This window comes from Mycobacterium alsense, from assembly GCF_002086635.1.
GTDB lineage: Bacteria > Actinomycetota > Actinomycetes > Mycobacteriales > Mycobacteriaceae > Mycobacterium > Mycobacterium alsense.
The window spans coordinates 25649-42506 of record NZ_MVHD01000003.1 but is presented as its reverse complement, the minus strand read 5'-3'; the positions used below and the strand labels follow the sequence as shown (position 1 = coordinate 42506).

Annotated in this window: 18 protein-coding genes; 5 read left to right on the top strand and 13 right to left on the bottom strand. The window is 68.9% G+C overall.

Features of this window, described 5'->3' with window-relative positions; genetic code table 11:
* Positions 1-2: 2 nt before the first annotated feature.
* Entirely contained in the window at positions 3-563 is a 561-nt protein-coding gene (locus BST11_RS02920; protein WP_083136522.1) for a TetR/AcrR family transcriptional regulator, read from the bottom strand.
* 93 nt (positions 564-656) lie between these two features.
* On the opposite strand from BST11_RS02920, the gene BST11_RS02915 reads away from it, so the two are divergent.
* On the top strand, positions 657-1103 hold the full coding sequence (locus BST11_RS02915) for a DoxX family protein (protein ID WP_083136521.1): 447 nt from the start codon (positions 657-659) through the stop codon (positions 1101-1103).
* On the opposite strand, the gene BST11_RS02910 is transcribed toward BST11_RS02915, so the two are convergent.
* Positions 1032-3203 (bottom strand): S9 family peptidase, encoded by a 2172-nt coding sequence (locus BST11_RS02910; RefSeq protein WP_083136520.1) that lies wholly within the window; start codon positions 3201-3203, stop codon positions 1032-1034. The genes BST11_RS02915 and BST11_RS02910 overlap by 72 nt on opposite strands.
* The gene (locus BST11_RS02905; protein ID WP_083136519.1) at positions 3200-4093 is read right to left on the bottom strand and encodes a phosphoribosylaminoimidazolesuccinocarboxamide synthase; all 894 of its coding nucleotides are present in this window, start codon (positions 4091-4093) and stop codon (positions 3200-3202) included. The genes BST11_RS02910 and BST11_RS02905 overlap by 4 nt, the downstream gene beginning before the upstream one ends.
* 63 nt (positions 4094-4156) lie before the next feature.
* Between BST11_RS02905 and BST11_RS02900 the strand changes: the two genes are divergently transcribed.
* Positions 4157-4786, top strand: a complete 630-nt coding sequence (locus BST11_RS02900; RefSeq protein ID WP_083136518.1) for a hypothetical protein — start codon at positions 4157-4159, stop codon at positions 4784-4786.
* A 23-nt stretch (positions 4787-4809) separates the two neighbouring features.
* Here the strand turns inward: BST11_RS02900 and BST11_RS02895 are convergent, their stop codons facing one another.
* The 5 genes from BST11_RS02895 to purB are packed head-to-tail and all read right to left on the bottom strand — an operon-like array spanning position 4810 to position 9463.
* Positions 4810-5037: a hypothetical protein gene (locus BST11_RS02895; protein ID WP_083136517.1), complete on the bottom strand. Its 228-nt coding sequence runs from the start codon at positions 5035-5037 to the stop codon at positions 4810-4812.
* Positions 5038-5078: 41 nt separating this feature from the next.
* Positions 5079-5765: an alpha/beta hydrolase gene (locus tag BST11_RS02890; protein ID WP_158086763.1), complete on the bottom strand. Its 687-nt coding sequence runs from the start codon at positions 5763-5765 to the stop codon at positions 5079-5081.
* A gap of 49 nt (positions 5766-5814) precedes the next feature.
* The gene (locus BST11_RS02885) at positions 5815-6780 is read right to left on the bottom strand and encodes a tellurite resistance/C4-dicarboxylate transporter family protein (protein WP_083136515.1); all 966 of its coding nucleotides are present in this window, start codon (positions 6778-6780) and stop codon (positions 5815-5817) included.
* Positions 6777-8048, bottom strand: a complete 1272-nt coding sequence (locus tag BST11_RS02880) for a cytochrome P450 (RefSeq protein ID WP_083136514.1) — start codon at positions 8046-8048, stop codon at positions 6777-6779. Before BST11_RS02880 ends, BST11_RS02885 begins: the two co-directional genes overlap by 4 nt.
* A complete protein-coding gene (purB, locus tag BST11_RS02875; protein WP_083136513.1) occupies positions 8045-9463 on the bottom strand; it encodes an adenylosuccinate lyase in 1419 nt (472 codons plus the stop codon). Before purB ends, BST11_RS02880 begins: the two co-directional genes overlap by 4 nt.
* Before the next feature lie 49 nt (positions 9464-9512).
* On the opposite strand from purB, the gene BST11_RS02870 reads away from it, so the two are divergent.
* Positions 9513-10241, top strand: coding sequence for a DUF429 domain-containing protein (locus BST11_RS02870; protein WP_083136512.1), 729 nt, complete (start codon positions 9513-9515; stop codon positions 10239-10241).
* Between the two features lie 90 nt (positions 10242-10331).
* On the opposite strand, the gene BST11_RS02865 is transcribed toward BST11_RS02870, so the two are convergent.
* Positions 10332-10949 carry a TetR/AcrR family transcriptional regulator gene (locus tag BST11_RS02865; RefSeq protein WP_372509603.1) on the bottom strand — a complete coding sequence of 206 codons (618 nt, stop codon included), beginning with the start codon at positions 10947-10949 and terminating at the stop codon, positions 10332-10334.
* Between the two features lie 61 nt (positions 10950-11010).
* Here BST11_RS02865 and BST11_RS02860 point away from each other — a divergent pair, with 61 nt between their 5' ends.
* Both BST11_RS02860 and BST11_RS02855 read left to right on the top strand, forming a co-directional pair.
* Positions 11011-11904 carry an alpha/beta hydrolase-fold protein gene (locus BST11_RS02860; protein ID WP_083136510.1) on the top strand — a complete coding sequence of 298 codons (894 nt, stop codon included), beginning with the start codon at positions 11011-11013 and terminating at the stop codon, positions 11902-11904.
* Between the two features lie 23 nt (positions 11905-11927).
* On the top strand, positions 11928-13511 hold the full coding sequence (locus BST11_RS02855) for a gamma-glutamyltransferase family protein (RefSeq protein ID WP_083136509.1): 1584 nt from the start codon (positions 11928-11930) through the stop codon (positions 13509-13511).
* Between the two features lie 6 nt (positions 13512-13517).
* Here the strand turns inward: BST11_RS02855 and purD are convergent, their stop codons facing one another.
* The 4 genes from purD to BST11_RS02835 are packed head-to-tail and all read right to left on the bottom strand — an operon-like array spanning position 13518 to position 16852.
* Positions 13518-14786, bottom strand: coding sequence for a phosphoribosylamine--glycine ligase (gene purD, locus BST11_RS02850; protein ID WP_083136508.1), 1269 nt, complete (start codon positions 14784-14786; stop codon positions 13518-13520).
* 21 nt (positions 14787-14807) lie between these two features.
* Positions 14808-15245 carry a carboxymuconolactone decarboxylase family protein gene (locus BST11_RS02845; protein ID WP_083136507.1) on the bottom strand — a complete coding sequence of 146 codons (438 nt, stop codon included), beginning with the start codon at positions 15243-15245 and terminating at the stop codon, positions 14808-14810.
* Entirely contained in the window at positions 15246-16106 is an 861-nt protein-coding gene (locus tag BST11_RS02840) for an NAD(P)-dependent oxidoreductase (RefSeq protein WP_083136506.1), read from the bottom strand.
* Entirely contained in the window at positions 16103-16852 is a 750-nt protein-coding gene (locus BST11_RS02835; protein ID WP_083136505.1) for an SDR family oxidoreductase, read from the bottom strand. The genes BST11_RS02840 and BST11_RS02835 overlap by 4 nt, the downstream gene beginning before the upstream one ends.
* Positions 16853-16858: the final 6 nt, after the last annotated feature.

Genomic DNA, 16858 nt, shown 5'->3' with positions numbered 1-16858 from the left:
GATCAACCCTCGAACAGCATGGTGGCGATCCGGGCCACGGTGTCCATCGGATCCAGCCGTCGCACGTCGGCGTTGACCGCGTCGTTGAGCCACAGCATCGAAAACCCGTGTACCAGTGACCATGCCGCTAGCTGGGCGGCCGCGGGATCGGACCGCGCGTTGGGATCCGCCAGGGTCGCGACCCCGCGGGAAAGCTCGGCCCCGGCGGCGGCCTCGGCGGCGGCCAGTTCGGCGTCGGCCGTGTCCAGCAGCGACTTGTCGAACATGACCTGATAGTGGCCGGGATGCTCCAGGGCGAACCGCACGTACGCCAGCGCCGCGTCGGCAAAGTGGCCGCGGGCGCCCGTCAGCGCCTCGGCCAGCAGCCGGAAACCCTGGGTCGCCAGCGCGGTGAACAGCCCGCGCCGATCGGTGAAATGGTGGGCGGGCGCGGCGTGCGACACGCCCGCACCGCGGGCCAACTCGCGCAACGAGACCCCGTCCGCGCCGCGCTCGGCGACCAGCCGCGCGGCCTCGGCGAGGATGACCGAACGCAGGTCGCCGTGGTGGTAACTGCGCCTCACGACGCCAGCATACCGACGGAACTTGACACTGACTAGATGACGGCCTACTTTGGGTGGCGAATAACTTGTCAGTGTCTAGATGGGATAGGTGAGATGGCTCCGTTGATCACGCTGCTGGTGGGCACCCTCGCCGCTCGGAGCATCGGCTGGCTCGGGGTCGGCTACGTCAACAGCTGGACTGCGGCGATCGCGGTCGGACTGGCGGCGATGTTCCTGGTGACCGGGCTGGCGCACTTCGCTCCCGCCCTGCGCCGCGACCTGATCGCCATCGTGCCGCCCCGTTTGCCCGCCCCCGGCTATCTGGTCACGATCACCGGCCTGCTCGAGCTGCTCGGTGCGGTGGGCCTGTTGATTCCCGCGACCCGCGTGGCGGCCGCCGTCTGCCTCCTGCTGCTGATGCTGGCCATGTTCCCGGCCAACGTCTATGCCGCCCGGATGCCCGACCCGCCCAAGTCGATGACGACGCGCCTACCGGTGCGGACGGCCATCGAGGTCGTCTTCCTGGCCGCCGCCGTAGCGGTCGCGGTCGGCTGCGGCTAGCAGCCACGCGTATTGGAAAGCGGTTTCCTGCCAGGCCTTGTAGCGGCCGCTGACGCCGCCGTGGCCCGCATTCATCTGGGTCTTCAACAGGACCGGATTGCCGTCGGTATTGGCGTGCCGCAGCGCCGCGACCCACTTGGCCGGTTCCACGTAGTAGACCCGGGTGTCGTTCAGCGACGTCATGGCCAGGATGGCCGGGTACCGCTTGGCCTCGACGTTCTCGTACGGGGAATACGACTTCATGTAGGCGTAGATATCGCTGTCGCTCAACGGGTTTCCCCACTCGTCCCATTCGGTGACGGTCAGCGGGAGGGAGGGGTCGAGGATGGTGGTCAGCGGGTCGACGAACGGGACCTGCGCGAGGACGCCGGCGAACAGTTCCGGTGCCAGATTCACCGCCGCGCCCACCAACAGGCCCCCCGCGCTGCCACCGAGGGCGACCAGCTGCTGCGGTCGGGTGACGCCGGAGTTCACCAAATGCTTTGCCGTGGCAACGAAGTCGGTGAAGGTGTTCTTCTTCTCGAGCAGCTTGCCGTGCTCGTACCACGGGCGGCCCATCTCGCCGCCGCCGCGGACGTGGGCGATGGCGAAGACCATGCCGCGGTCCAGCAGCGACAGTCGGGCGATGGAAAAGCTTGGGTCGGTGCAGATTTCGTAGGCGCCGTACCCGTAGAGCAGCGCCGGCGCCGGAAACTGGATACCGGCGCGGTGCACGATCGACACCGGGATGCGGGTGCCGTCGTCCGCCAGCGCCCAGTCGCGCCGTTCGACGTAGTCGGCGGGCCGGTAGCCACCCAGGACGGGCTGCTCGCGCAGCAAGGTCCGCTCACCGGTGGCAAAGTCGACGTCGTAGATTTGCGTCGGGGTGATCAACGAACCCGCCCTGATCCGCAGCTTGGGTGAATCCCAGTTCGGGTTTCCCCCCAGCCCGGACGACATCAGCTCGGAGTCGAACGAGAGCTCCTCGGGTTCACCGTAGCCGCCGGCGGAAGCGATGGGCCACAACTGGATTCGCGGCAACGCCGCGCGCCGGTAGCTGACCACCAGATGACCGGCGAAGGCATCCACGCCGTCGAGGCGGACGTCGTCACGGTGCGCGATCAGAGTGCGCTGTTGTGTCGGGTCGCTGACGGGGGCCTCGGTGAGCGTGAAGTTCACCGCGCCGTCGTTGTGCAGGATCAGGAATCGGTCCTGCCCTCCGACGACCGCGTGCTCGACCGAGTACTCGACGCCCTCGCGCCGCGGTAGCACCACGGTGAACGGCGCCCCTGGGTCGGCGGAGTCCGCGTAGCGCATCTCGGTGGTGATGGACGAACCCGCGGCAATGAACACGTACTTTTCGCTGCGGGTCAGCCCCACGCCCAGCCAAAATCGTTCGTCGGCTTCGTGATACACCAGCTCCGACGGCTCGTCGGAGCCGAGCCGGTAGCGCCAGACCCTGTCGGGCCGGTGGGCCGCATCCAAGGTCAGGTAGTACACGGTGCGGTTGTCGGCCGCCCAGGTCGCCCCCGCCGCGATGTCGGCGATTTCGTCGGGGTACTGCTCACCGGTGCGTAAGTTTCTGAACCGCAGGGTATAGCGCTCGTCGCCGACGGTGTCGACGGAATAGGCCAGCAGGTTGCCGTCCAGGCTCACCATCGCTGTGCCAAGCGCGAAGAATTCGTGGCCTTCGGCCTCCGCGTTGGAGTCGAGCAAGATTTGCTCGCCCGGGATTTCGGTGTTCTCGTCGAGGACGGGCGGATCCCAGTCGTCGGGATCGGCGACGGGGCAACGGCACTGCACGCGGTACTGCTTGCCCTCGAAGGTGCGCGCGTAGTACCACCAGTCGCCCTGCCGGGTCGGCACCGAAAGATCGGTCTCCTTGGTACGCGACTTGATCTCGTCGAAGATCTGCTGCCGCAACGATTCCAGGTGGGCCGTCATCCGGTCGACGTATTCGTTTTCGGCCTCCAGGTAGCCGATCACCTCGGGATCGGCCTTGTCGCGCAACCATTCGTACGGGTCGATGAAGACGTCACCGTGGAATTCGCGCCGGGTCTCCACCCGCTTCGCCGTGGGTGGCACCGGCGGCGCCGCGGCGTCGATCGAAGCGTCCGTCATGCGCCCGGCCCGATCCAGTCGTCGAAACGCAAACCCGAGATGCGTTCGTATGCATCGATATAGCGGTTGCGGGTGGCGTCGATGATGTCGTCGGGAAGCGCTGGCGGGGGTTGTGACCCATGGCGGTCCCAGCCGGACTCGGGACTGGTCAACCAATTGCGGACAAACTGCTTGTCGAAACTGGTCTGTACCACACCGGCGCGGTAGTCCGCGGCCGGCCAGTATCGCGACGAATCCGGCGTGAAGATTTCGTCGGCCAGCAGCAGGTCGCCGTCGCGGTCGGTGCCGAATTCAAACTTGGTGTCGGCGATGATGATTCCCCGCGTCAGGGCGTGATCGGCGGCCTGGACATAGATTTCCAGCGTGCGGTCGCGCAGTTCGTTGGCGCGCACGCCACCCACCATCTCGATCACCCGGGCGAACGAGATGTTCTCGTCGTGGTCCCCCAGCGCCGCCTTCGTCGCCGGGGTGAACAGCGGGGTGGCGAACTTGCTGGCTTCGCCCAGGCCCGGCGGCAGGGCGATGCCGCAGACCGTGCCGGTCGCTTCGTAGTCCAGCAGACCCGAGCCGGTCAGGTAGCCGCGGGCCACGCATTCCACCGGCAGCATCTCCAGCCGCCGCACGACCAGCGCGCGGCCGAGCACCTCGGCGGGAATCCGCGGGTCGTCCGGCGGCCCGGCGAGGTGGTTCGGGGCGTTCACAAGGCCGAAGAAGAACACGCTCATCGCGGTCAGGATGCGGCCCTTGTCCGGGATCGTGCTGTCCAGGACGTAGTCGTAGGCGGAGATCCGGTCGGTCGCCACCAGCAACAGGTGCTCGTCGTCGACGCGGTAAATCTCACGGACCTTGCCGCTGGCCAGATGTTCGTAGTCGGACAGTGCCGGGCGCATCGGGTCAGCCTATCGGGCGGCGCGGCGGCGACGCGGGGCCGGGAGCTGTGCTGGTATGGGGCTATGACGTCGCTACCATCGCGAATCCTGCCCTACGCCACCACACCCGGCCGGCTGGCGGCCCAACTCTTCAGCGATTTCGCCATCTTCCTGTGGACGGCGCTGTGGCTGCTCGTCGGGACTGCCGTGTACGACGCCGTCTCGACCATCGCCGAGGCCGGCGCGCAGGTCGAGACCGGCGCGAACGGGATCGCCGGCAACCTGGCCTCGGCGGGCCATGGCGCCCAGCACATTCCGGTGGTCGGCGACGCGGTCAGCCAGCCGCTCACCTCGGCGAGCGAGGCCGCCCTCGACATCGCGGCGGCGGGCCACAGCCTCGACACCACGGCGAGCTGGCTCGCGGTCCTGCTCTCGCTGGCCGTGGTCGCAGTGCCGCTCCTCATCGTCGTGGTGCCGTGGCTGCTGTTGCGGCTGCGGTTCTTCCGGCGCAAGTGGACCGTCACCGGGCTGGCCGCCACCCCGGCCGGCGAACAGCTGCTGGCCCTGCGGGCGCTGACCAATCGGCAGCCGCGCAAACTCGTCGCGATCAGCGCGGATCCAGTGGGCGGGTGGCGCCGCGAGGATCCCGTGACGATCCGGGCGCTGGCCGCGCTCGAACTACGGGCGGCCGGCATCGCCATGCGCGGGGGCTGACGAGGCGCGCCCGCGGCGGGCGGCTATGCGCCGAGCGACGGCGCGACGGTGGTGTTCCAGGACTCCTGCATCTCCGACTCGAAGAGGCCCCAGGTGTGCGAGCCGTCGGGACGAACGACGTAGGTGACCGGCACCCCGGCGGCATGCGCGGCATCGGCGAACCGTTTGGTGCTGTCGGCGACTATCCGCTCGATCATCCCGCCGGCGACGTTCGGCCCGAAGCCCGCGGGCAGCCGGTCGACGTCGCCCACGCCGCCACTACCGGACGCGGCGGCGTAAACCCCTACGCCCCTCAACTTTCCGGCGTTCTTCGCCGGATCGTGGGACACCCAGACGGGTCCGCCCAGCGGCCCCACATGGCCTCGGCGCTTTGGCCGCCGCCGCCCAGGGTCAACGCGACCTGTTGGGCCTCGTCGGGCTCCGAAACGGAGGGAAAGCCGCTGTAGGAAGCGACGGCCCGGAAGACTCCCGGCGCCTGAACGGCGTAATCGATCGCGGTGCCGCCCGTGCTCGACAGCCCGCCGACCGCGTTCCTGCCGTTGGCGTGGTACTGCGCATTGATCACCGGAGGTAGTTCCCTGGTCATGTACGTCTGGTACTGCTTGCTGCCGTCGTTGACCCAGTCGGTCCACCAGCTGAACGGACCGCCGAGCGGGGCGACGACGTTGACGTTCTTGTTGGCGAAAAATCCCTGGACGTCGGTCATCCCGAACCAACCCCTGTCCTCGCTGCCGTCGATGCCGGGCAGCAGGTAGAAGACGGGCGCGCCCGCGTTGGGGGCCTTGAACACATCGTTGACGATCACGGTGTTCATCGACGGCGAACAGACGGACACCTTGTCCCAACGGTCGTTGACGTCCTGGATGTCGGTGATGTGCGCGCCCTGCGGTGGGTCGGCCACGGCGACCGGAATCGACAGCATCGGCAGGGCACAGATCAGCGCAACGGCGAACGAGCGAACACGCGGTGTTTTGGTCACCGGCAGATTATGCATATTCGCGCGGTCCTGCGCTAGGTTTGCTACATCATCAACGTGCCAGCCGACACCACAACCGCAGCAGCCCGGCGACAACGACAATCAGCCACGCCGCGAACGCGTCCCAGAAGACGACCAGCGAAACCGTGAGCAGCGAGCGCTGATGGATTTCGCCGGCCATCGCGTAGCTGGCGGCGGAGTACATGCCCAGCGGGAACACCATCGCCCACCACATACCGGCAAACTGCAGCAGGTCGGGGCCCTGGCGGATGCGGTTCAGCCCGAAGTAGATCAGCGGCGGTATCCATAGGGTGGCTGCCACCCAGGTCACGACCGTCACCACCTGGACAGGCCACACGGGGGCCACAGCGTGGATGCTGTCGCCGGCCAACGTCGCAATCACCAACCCGCCCATGAGGATCCAGCTGTCGGGCCCGAAACCGTCACGATCCAACCGCTCGACGGCCGCGCGCCACAGGATCAGCCACGTCATCAACAAGTACGCGCACAGCGCGACGACCCACACCGGCACGGCCACCCACAGCCACCAGCGGTCGTGCCGGGCGACGGTGGCCGCGACGATCGCCAGCCCCGAGGTGCCCACGCTGGCCAGTTCCCACGCGCCGTGCGCGCGGTCCCGCAGCGCCGCCCACGGGCGGGCTGACATGGCGCGGACAGTCGGGGCGACCAACGCCAGCCAGGCCGTCAGCGTGACCGCGCCGAGGACTCGCAGGACGATTCGGTGCGACGCCAGCCGGCTGTCCAGCACGGCGCACGCGGCGACAAAGGTGAACAGCCGCAGGACGATATCGGGGTCGCGCAAATTCCACGAGGAAAGTGCGCGGGTGACGACGACCAACGCGATGAGGACCAGCAGCGCGACGGTGGCCAGCATGCCCAATGTGTCGCTGATCCAGCGGTATCCGTGATCGCGCGCGCCGATCGACAGAATTCCGGTCGCCATCACCGCGGCGAACACATCGGGTGACGGCTCGGCGGCGGCGAGCCGGATCGTCACTGTTCCCCGGCCAGCTCCACGATCAGGTGCCGGATGCCGGTATGCCGATTGCTGCGGGTCCATTCGACCGGCCGGGTGACCCGGACGGCCGAAAAGCGCGTCAGCAGTTCCTCGAACAGCACCCGCAGTTCCAGCCGCGCCAGGTTAGCCCCCAGGCAATAGTGCACGCCCTGCCCGAAACCCAAGTGCGGGTTTGGTTTCCGGTCGATGTCGAACTCGTCGGCGCGGTCGAACACGGTGGCGTCCCGGTTGGCCGAGCCCTCCCAGATCTGGACCTTCTGCCCGGCACGGATCGACTGCCCGCCGAGCCTGACGTCGCGCGTGGCGGTGCGCCGCTTCGACGGCGACGGCGACGTCCATCGCACCATCTCCTCGACGGCGGTCGGAAGCCTGCTGAAATCCGTACGCAGCGCGCGCATTTGCTCGGGATGCTCGGCGAGCGCCAGCAGCCCGCCGGCGACCGCGTTGCGCGTGGTCTCCGCGCCGGCGCTGAACAGCAGGCTGAAGAACAGGTACAGCTCGAGATCGGACATGGCGGGTGCCTCCGCGTCATCGAGCATCGCGTTGGCGACGACCGACAGCATGTCGTCGGTCGGCTCGGCCCGTTTCGACGCGATCAACTGCTGGCCGTACTCGTACATCCGCGACCCGGCCTCCGCCTCCGAGGACCGCGGCGAGAGCTGCGACAATGTGGCCTTGCGCGACCCGCCGAAGTCGAATTGCGGCTCGATGGCCTCGAACAGCCAATGCCGCTCGGACTCCGGCACTCCCAGCAGGATGCAGATCATCTGCATGGGCAGTTCGGCGGCGATCTCCACCAGGAAATCGAGCGGTTCGCCCGGCACCACCGCGTCCAGCAGCCGACGGGCCCGGGCCCGCAGGTCGTCCTCGACGAGGCCGATCATCCGTGGCGTCAGCCCGGAGCTGACCAGCCGCCGAATCTGCGAGTGCCGCGGGTCGTCCATCATGTTGAGCACCTGGCCCGCGATGGCCAGGTCCTGCAGCAGCGTGCCGCCGAACGGCCGCTGGCCGCCGGTGACCGAGGAGAAAGTGACCGGGTCCTTCAGCACCGCAAGCGTTTCCGCGTAGGTCGCGACGCTCCAGAAGCCCTCGCCGTCGGGAGTGTTGAACGTCGGCTCGTGCCAGTACACCGGCGCCTCCCGCCGGTGAACGGCGAACAACTCATGCGGGAATCCGTTGGCGAAGTTGTCCAGATCGGTGAAGTCGATGTCCGACAGGGCGCCGGCTTGAGAGGCTACCGAGCTCACAGGATCGCCCCCGGGGCGTATTTGGCGGCTTCCGGGTAGCGGCTCACCAGCGCGTCGACCTGAGCGGCCACCTCGTCCACCTGGTCGCCGGCGGCGCCGGTGAACGCCTCCTTGTCGGCCAGCGCGGCATCCAGGGCCGCGCGGTCCAGCGGCAGCCGCACGTCGCCGGCCAGGCGGTCCAGCAGGTCGGGCTCGGCGCCGCGCTCCCGCATGGCCAGCGCCGTCGCGACCGCGTGCTCGCGGATCACTTCGTGCGCGGCCTCGCGGCCCATGCCGGCGCGCACCGCCGCGATCAGCACCTTGGTGGTGGCCAAAAACGGCAGGTAACGATCCAGCTCCCGGCCGATCACCGCCGGGTAGGCGCCGAACTCGTCGAGCACCGTCAGGAACGTCTCGAGTTGTCCGTCGAGGGCAAAGAAGCTGTCCGGCAACGCGACTCGGCGAACCACGGAGCAGAACACGTCGCCCTCGTTCCACTGCGCGCCCGCCAGTTCGGCGGCCATGGAAGCGTATCCGCGCAGCACCACCTGCAGCCCATTGACCCGTTCGCAACTGCGGGTGTTCATCTTGTGCGGCATCGCCGACGAGCCGACCTGTCCTGGCGCGAAACCCTCGGTGACGAGCTCGTGCCCGGCCATCAGCCTGACGGTGTGGGCCATCGACGACGGCCCGGCACCGAGTTGCACCAGCGCGGAGAGCACGTCATGGTCCAGCGAGCGCGGGTAGACCTGGCCGACGCTGCTCAAAATGGTTGAGAAGCCCAGGAATTCGGCGATGAGCCGTTCGAGCTCGGCCAGCTTGGCCGCATCGCCGTCGAGCAGGTCTAGCATGTCCTGCCCGGTGCCCATCGGGCCCTTGATGCCGCGCAGGGGGTAGCGGTCGATCAGCTCCCGCAGCCGCGTCAGCGCGATCATCGTTTCCTGGGCCGCCGAGGCGAACCGCTTGCCCAGCGTGGTGGCCTGCGCGGCGACGTTGTGGCTGCGCCCGGCCATCACCAGATCCCGGTAGGCCACCGCGCGCTCGCCGAGCCGCGCCACCACCGCGACCCCGTGGGAAAACACCAATTCCAGCGACCGCCGGATCTGCAGCTGCTCCACGTTCTCGGTGACGTCGCGGCTGGTCATCCCCTTGTGCACGTGCTCGTGGCCGGCCAGCGCGTTGAATTCCTCGATGCGGGCCTTGACGTCGTGGCGCAGCGCCCGCTCGCGGTTGGCGATCGAGGCCAGGTCGACATCGTCGAGCACCCGCTCGTAGTCGGCGATCGCGCCGGGGGAAACGCTCACCCCCAGCTCGGCCTGGGCCCGCAGCACCGCCAGCCATAGCCGCCGCTCCGCGACGACCTTGGCCTCCGGTGACCAGATCGCGACCATCTCCGCGCTGGCGTACCGGCTGGCCAGGACGTTCGGAATGCTCACTTGGTCCTCACGAAGACACAGCTTACGGTTGCCGCACTAGCCTGTGGCGATGTACTTCGCCGGTGTGGACCTCGCGTGGGGCACCCGCAGCCCGACGGGCGTCGCGGTGCTCGATGACGACGGCCGCCTGGTGAGTACCTGCGCGGTCCGCGACGACGACGAAATCCTGGCCGCGTTGCGCCCTTACCTGCACGGCGATTGTGTGGTCGCCTTCGACGCGCCGCTGGTGGTGACGAACCCGACGGGCCAGCGACCCGCCGAGACCGCGCTCAACCGCGACTTCCGCAGGTTCGAGGCCGGGACGCACGCGGTCAACACCGCCAAACCCGAATTCGCGAACGGCCCGCGCGCGGCGCGACTGGCCGCGGCGCTGGGTCTCGATCTGGACCCGCGGGCGCCGTCGGCCCGGCGCGCGATCGAGGTCTACCCGCACGCCGCGACCGTCGCGTTGTTCCGGCTGGAGCGGACGCTCAAATACAAGGCCAAGCCCGGCCGTACCGTCGATCGGCTGCGGTCGGAGCTCTTGCTGCTGATGGACGTTGTCGAAAAGCTCGCGCACGCAGACGTTCCACTGTGCGTCGCCGAACACCGCGAGTGGGTTGCGCTACGCAACCAGGTGGCCACCGCGCATCGCAAATGCGACCTGCGCCGCGCCGAGGATCCCGTCGACGCCGTCGTCTGCGCCTATGTCGCGTTGTACGCCCAACGCCGCCCGGCCGACGTGACGATCTACGGCGACGTCGCCACCGGGTCAATCGTTACGCCGTCACTGCGGTGAGGGCACCGAGCCTGCGCTCAGATCGCGAATTCGGGCCGTGCGGCGCACTGGTTGCAGCCTCGGCGGAAGTGATGCACCAGCCCTGAAGACTCAGATCTGCACCGGCCGCGGGTCGATGGGCGCGAGCACGTCGACGAGGTCGACCACCGTGCTGAGCGCGGCCGCGGCGGGGTCTCGGCCCTCGACCAGGGCTGCGACCACCGAACCGTCGACCGCGCAGATCAGCGTGCACACCAACTCGATCCGCACGGATCGGCCCGATCGCTCGAGCGCCTCCCCAACGGCCTCGGCGCGCTGGCGCAGGCTGCGGCGCATCGTGTCGCGCAGCGCAGGCAGCCGGGTGCAGGCGATGTGCCGCTCGTATCGGGATATCAGCTGTTCGGTGAGCACCGGATCGGACAGGTCTCCCACCAACAGGTCGGCCAGCATCTCGGCGGTGGTCTCGGGTCCGCGGCGGCGTCGGGACAACGCGGTGACCCGCGACCGCAGCTGCGCGATCTCGATCATGCCGATGTGCTCGACGGCACGCGCGATCAAATCGTCCAGGGATGAGAAGTAGTAGGTGGTCGATGCCAGCGGCAGGCCCGCCCGCCGTGCGACCGCCCGGTGCCGCACCGCTTCGAACCCGCCCTCGGCAAGCAGCTCCGCGGCGGCGCTTACGAGCGCATACCGCCGGCGTTCTCCCTTCGGAGTCACTGCTGCAGTCACGAGTAGCCATGGTGCCAGCAAAAGTGGTACTGCATTGCCATTTTGGCCAAACGGCCGTGGCATGATGGCCCGCATGCCCGAGTTGAGTCGCCGCGCCCTGCTCGGTCTGGGTGCCAGCGCGGCCGTGGGCGCCGCCGGGGCATACGCCCTCGACATCGTGCTACAGCCGCGAACCTCTCAGGCCGCGCCCATGCCGGCGCCCGCACCCAGCGCGCCCCCGGCGCCGGCCGCACCGGCGCAGCCCGCGCCGACCATGGTGACGGGCTCCTTCGTTTCGGCGGCGCGCGGCGGGGTCAGCACCAACTGGGCGATCGCCCGACCACCAGGGCAGACCAAGGCGCTGCGGCCGGTGATCGCGCTGCACGGTAAGGGCAGCGACGCATCCACCGTGATGGCCGGCGGTGTCGAGCAGGGGCTTGCCCAGGCCGTCGACGCCGGGCTGCCGCCGTTCGCGGTGGTCGCCGTCGACGGCGGCGGCAGCTATTGGCACAAGAGGGCTTCCGGGGAGGATGCCGGCGCCATGGTGCTCGATGAGCTGATCCCGATGCTGGGCGGCCACGACCTGGACACCTCGCGAGTGGCTTTCCTGGGCTGGTCGATGGGCGGCTACGGCGCGCTGCTGCTGGGCGGCCGGCTGGGACCGGCGCGCACGGCGGCGATCTGCGCGGTGAGCCCGGCGTTGTGGCTGTCGTCCGGGGCGGCCGCGCCGGGCGCGTTCGACGGGCCCGACGACTTCGCGGCGAACTCGGTGTTCGGGATGCCGGCACTGGCGTCGATCCCGATCCGGGTGGATTGCGGTGACAGCGACCCTTTCTACGGGGCCACGAAGCAGTTCATCGCCCAGCTGCCGAACCCGCCTGCGGGCGGTTTCTCGCCCGGCGGGCACAACGGCGGGTTCTGGAGCTCGCAACTGCCGGCCGAGCTGACGTGGATGGCGCCGCTGCTGACCGCCTGATTGCGGGAGTTACGCTCGCGGAGGTGACCACACCGTTCGGCTGGAGTTTCCCCTACGCTTGGCCGCGAAAGCCCGTGCTGGCGTCAAGTGTCGTGTGCACCTCACAGCCGCTCGCCGCCCAGGCCGGGCTGCGCATGCTCGCCGAGGGCGGCAGCGCGGCGGACGCGGCGATCGCCACCGCCATCGCCCTGACCGTGGTCGAGCCGGTGTCCAACGGCATCGGCTCTGACGCCTTCGCGATCGTGTGGGACGGCCGGCGACTGCACGGACTCAACGCATCGGGCCGCTCCCCCGCGGCGTGGACACCAGAGTACTTCGGCGGCAACGCCGTTCCGGCGCTCGGCTGGGATTCGGTGACGGTGCCCGGCGCGGTGTCGGCGTGGGTGCAGCTGCACGCCATGTTCGGCAGGCTCCCGTTCGAGAGGCTTTTCGAACCCGCGATCTCATACGGCCGCAACGGCTTTCTGGTTTCGCCGACGGTCGCGGAGCAATGGGCCGCGCAGGTGCCGCTGTTCCGGGGCCAGCCCGGCTTCGCGCAGGCGTTCATGCCCGACGGCCGGGCACCGAAACCCGGTGAGCTGTTCAGGATTCCGGATCATGCCGCCTCGCTCGAGCTCATCGCCGCAAGCCACGGCGAGGCGTTCTACCGCGGCGAGCTCGCCGCCCGGCTCGAGGCGCACGCCTTGGCCAACGGCGGGGCCATGCGCGCCGATGACCTCGCGGCGCACCGCGCCGACTGGGTCGGCACGATCGATGCCCGCTACCGCGGATACACGGTCCACGAGATACCGCCGAACGGCCAGGGCATCGTTGCGCTCATCGCCCTCGGCATCCTGGAGCACTTCGACATGTCCTCGCTGCCGGCCGATTCCGCCGACAGCGTGCACCTGCAGATCGAGGCGGTCAAACTGGCCTTCGCCGACGCCCTGGCCTACGTCGCCGATATCGACCACATGGCGCTGCGCCCGGACCGGCTGCTGGACAAGGAATATCTGGCGCAACGGGCGGCGCTCATCGACCGCCGACGGGCCATGCCGGCGTTCGCGGGCGCCCCGAGTGGGGGCACCGTGTACCTGGCCGCAGCCGACGCCGCCGGGGCGATGGTGTCGATGATCCAGTCCAACTACATGGGATTCGGCTCCGGTGTGGTGGTGCCCGGCACCGGGATCGCCCTGCAGAACCGGGGTACCCAGTTCATATGCGACGAGGCGCACCCCAATTGCGTTGCGCCCAACAAGCGTCCGTACCACACGATCATTCCGGGGTTCGTGACGAAGGACGGCGCGCCGGTGATGAGCTTCGGGGTGATGGGCGGCATGATGCAACCCCAGGGTCACGTGCAGATGCTGGTGCGCATCGCCGACCACGGGCAGAATCCGCAGGCGGCATGTGACGGGCCGCGCTTCCGGTGGGTGCACGGCCTGCAGGTCAGCTGCGAAAGGGGATTTCCGCCCGCGACGCTGGATGAGCTGCGGCGGCGCGGGCACGAGCTGATCGCGGTCGACGACTACAACGAGTTCGGCAGCTGCCAGGCGATCTGGTGTCTCGACGACGGGTATCTGGCCGTGAGCGACCCGCGCCGCGACGGCCAGGCCGTGGGTTTTTAAAGGGCTTTAGACGCTGACCTTGCCCTCGGCCGCCGCAAGGGCGATATCGCTGCGAAAGTGGCTGCCCGGCAACTTGATTGAGCTTAGGATTTCGTACGCCGCCACGCGCGCGGATGCGATGTCCGCCCCGGTGCCCACCACCGAAAGCACCCGGCCGCCCGACGAGACGATCGCGCCGTCGTCGCGCCGCGCCGTCCCCGCGTGCAGCACGCCGTCGGCCTCGGAGCCGGCGACGACGTCTCCCACCCGGGGGCGGCCGGGGTAGCTTTCGGCCGCCAGCACCACCGTCACCGCGGCGCCGTCACGCCAGCGCAGCTCGCCGAACTCGGCGAGCTTGCCCGACCCCGCCGCGTAGAGCAGCTGGCCGAGTGGCGATTCCAGCAGGGCCAGCACGGCCTGCGTCTCGGGATCGCCGAAGCGGCAATTGAATTCGACCACCGCGGGCCCCTTGGTGGTGATCGCCAGGCCAACGTAGAGCAATCCACTGAACGGGCTGCCGCGCTGGACCAGTTCGGCCGCAACGGGTTCGACGATCCCGCTGACCACCTCCCGGTACACGTCCTCGGGCAGCCACGGCAGGGGTGCGTAGGCGCCCATTCCTCCGGTGTTGGGCCCGGTATCGCCGTCGCCGACGCGCTTGAAGTCCTGCGCCGGCAGCAGCGGCACGACGGTGGGGCCGTCGACGACGCAGAACAGCGATACCTCGGGGCCGTCGAGGAACGACTCCAGCAGCACCGGGTGTCCCGCCTCCAGTAGCCCGGCGGCGTGTGCGCGCGCGGCCTCGCGGTCAGGGGTCACCACCACGCCCTTGCCGGCGGCCAGGCGATCGTCCTTGACCACCCAGGCCGGGTCACCGGCCGGGGGTCCGAACCGGTCCAGGGCGGCGTCCAAACGCGCTGGGCTGTCGACGGTTTCGCTCGTCGCGGTGCGCACGCCCGCGGCGGCCATGATCTCCTTCGCGAACGCCTTGGAACCCTCGATGCGGGCGGCGTCCTTGCTGGGTCCGAAGCAGACGATGCCGGCCGCGCGCACCGCGTCGGCCACCCCGAGCACCAGCGGCACCTCGGGACCGATGACCACCATGTCGGCCCGGACCTCGCGCGCCAGGGCGACGACGGCCTCGCCGGAGGCGACGTCGACGTCGTGCTGCTCGGCGAGCCGGGCGGTGCCGGCATTCCCCGGGGCCACGGCCAGGCCGGTGACCTGCGGGTCGCGGCGCAGCGCCAGCAGCAGCGCATGCTCACGGGCACCGGAACCGATCACCAGGACGCGCACGAGACGTCACTTTAGCGGCCGTCAGTCGGAGGCATTCCCCGAGTGCATCTTGACGGCGGCGTCCACGTTGGCCTTCTTGTCCTCCCCGGCACCCTTCGCCGCGGCCTTCCGGCGCTTCGCCACGACGGCGTCCACCGCGCCGTTGAGCGCCGAACCCAGGGGGAAGCCGAGATAGTGGGTCAAAAAGACCGCCATCTCCTTCAGTTCAGTCTCGCTGAGCTCCCCGTTGAGCAGCGCGGCGTTGATCTGGATCTCGGCCAGGTCCCGGTTTCCGATCGCGGTCACGGCCGTCAGCGTCATGATGCGCTTGTCACGCATCGACAGTCCCGGTCGTGTCCAGATGCTGCCGAACAGGTGATCGACGGTCAGGTCGAAGTACGCATCGCCCTCGACGTTCGGCATCTCCCAGCCGTAGACCTCGTTCATCTTCTCGAGGCCCTTGCGGCGCAGCTCGTCCATTTACGTCTCTTTCCCTGTGTGTGGCACGCCGAGGCCGGCCGCCAGCCCCTCATACGCCAGCCGGGCCAGCGGAAGCTCGACCGATAACGCGTCGCCCAAACCTAGCGCCAGGCTCAGATCCTTCTCCCCCAGCCCGCGTGTGTGCAAGAACGGCTCGTACAGGAAGTTTTCCGGCTCAAGGTCTTTCATGTCCTCACGCACCATGATCGCGCCCGGACCTCCGGTGAGCGCATCGGTGTGGCGCACCACCCGGCCCAGCGCCTGCAGATCGAGCCCGGCGGCGTCCGCCAGCTTCATGGCCTCGCACGCCGCCGCGTAGGAGGTGAACGTCAACATGTTGCGGGCCAGCTTCATTCGCGTCCCCGCGCCCGGCTGGCCGGCGTGGATGACCATCGACGCCCAGTGTTTGAATGCCGGTTTGATCTTCTCGTAGACCTCGCGCTCGGCGCCCACCATGGTGGCGAGCTCGCCCCTGGCCGCAGCGGCGGCCCCGCCGCTCACGGGCGCGTCCACGATGTGGATGCCCTGCGGTTTGAGTTCGGCCGCCAGCTCGACCGCGGTGGTGTCGCTGATGGTCGAGTGGATCGCGATGACGGTGCCGGGCTTGGCGTGCGCCGCCAATTCGCCGACGACCTGGCGCACCTGGGCGTCGTTGAGCACGGTGATGTGGACGATGTCGGCGGCGGCGGCAATGTCGGCCACGCTGTCGGCCAGGCCGGCGCCCTTTTCGGCCAGCGGCGTCATCGCCTGGGTCCGGATGTCGTAAACCGTGACACCGCCCGGCCATTCGGTCATCTTCGTGGCCATCGGGGCGCCCATGTTGCCCAGGCCGATGTATCCGAGCTTCACGTTATCTGTCATGACCGTATTATCTGCCCGCCGTCGACGTTGAAGATCTGCCCGGTGATCCACCTGGCCTCATCGGACAACAGGAACAGGCACATCCCGACGACGTCCCCGGGGGTTCCCATGCGCGACAAGGGCAGACCCTTGACGATGTCGGCGACCATCTCCTGCGGGGTGGTGGTCCGGTTGGCCTCGGTGTCGATGGGGCCGGGCGCGATCGCGTTGATCCGGATGTTCTGTCCGCCGAGCTCGCGCGAAAGCTGTTGCGTCAGACCGTTGATGCCCACCTTGGCCAGGCCGTAGTAGTTCGCGTAGAGCCACGCCGCGGTGGACGATTGGTTGACGATCGCCCCGCCGCCGCGCTTGGCCATTTTCTTGTACACGGCGCGGGTGCACCACAGCGCGCCGTCGAGGTTCACGCTCATGAACTTCTTGTAGTACTCGGGGTCTATGGTGAGCAAAAAGTCCAGCTTCATGCCCCCGAAGATCGCTGCGTTGTTGACCAGGTAGTCGATGCCGCCGAACTCGGCCAGCGTGCGGTCGGCCATCTCCTTCGCCGACGCCGGGTCGGACACGTCGACCGGAACGGCCAGCGCCGTGCCCCCGTCCGCGGCGATCTGCTTGGCCACGTCCTCGGCCGCCTCGGCGTTGATGTCGGCCACGACGACGGCCGCGCCCTCACGGGCCAGCGCCTCGGCGTACGCCTGTCCGATGCCGCCACCGGACCCGGTGACGATGGCCACCTTGTTTTCGAACCGCATGTCGCT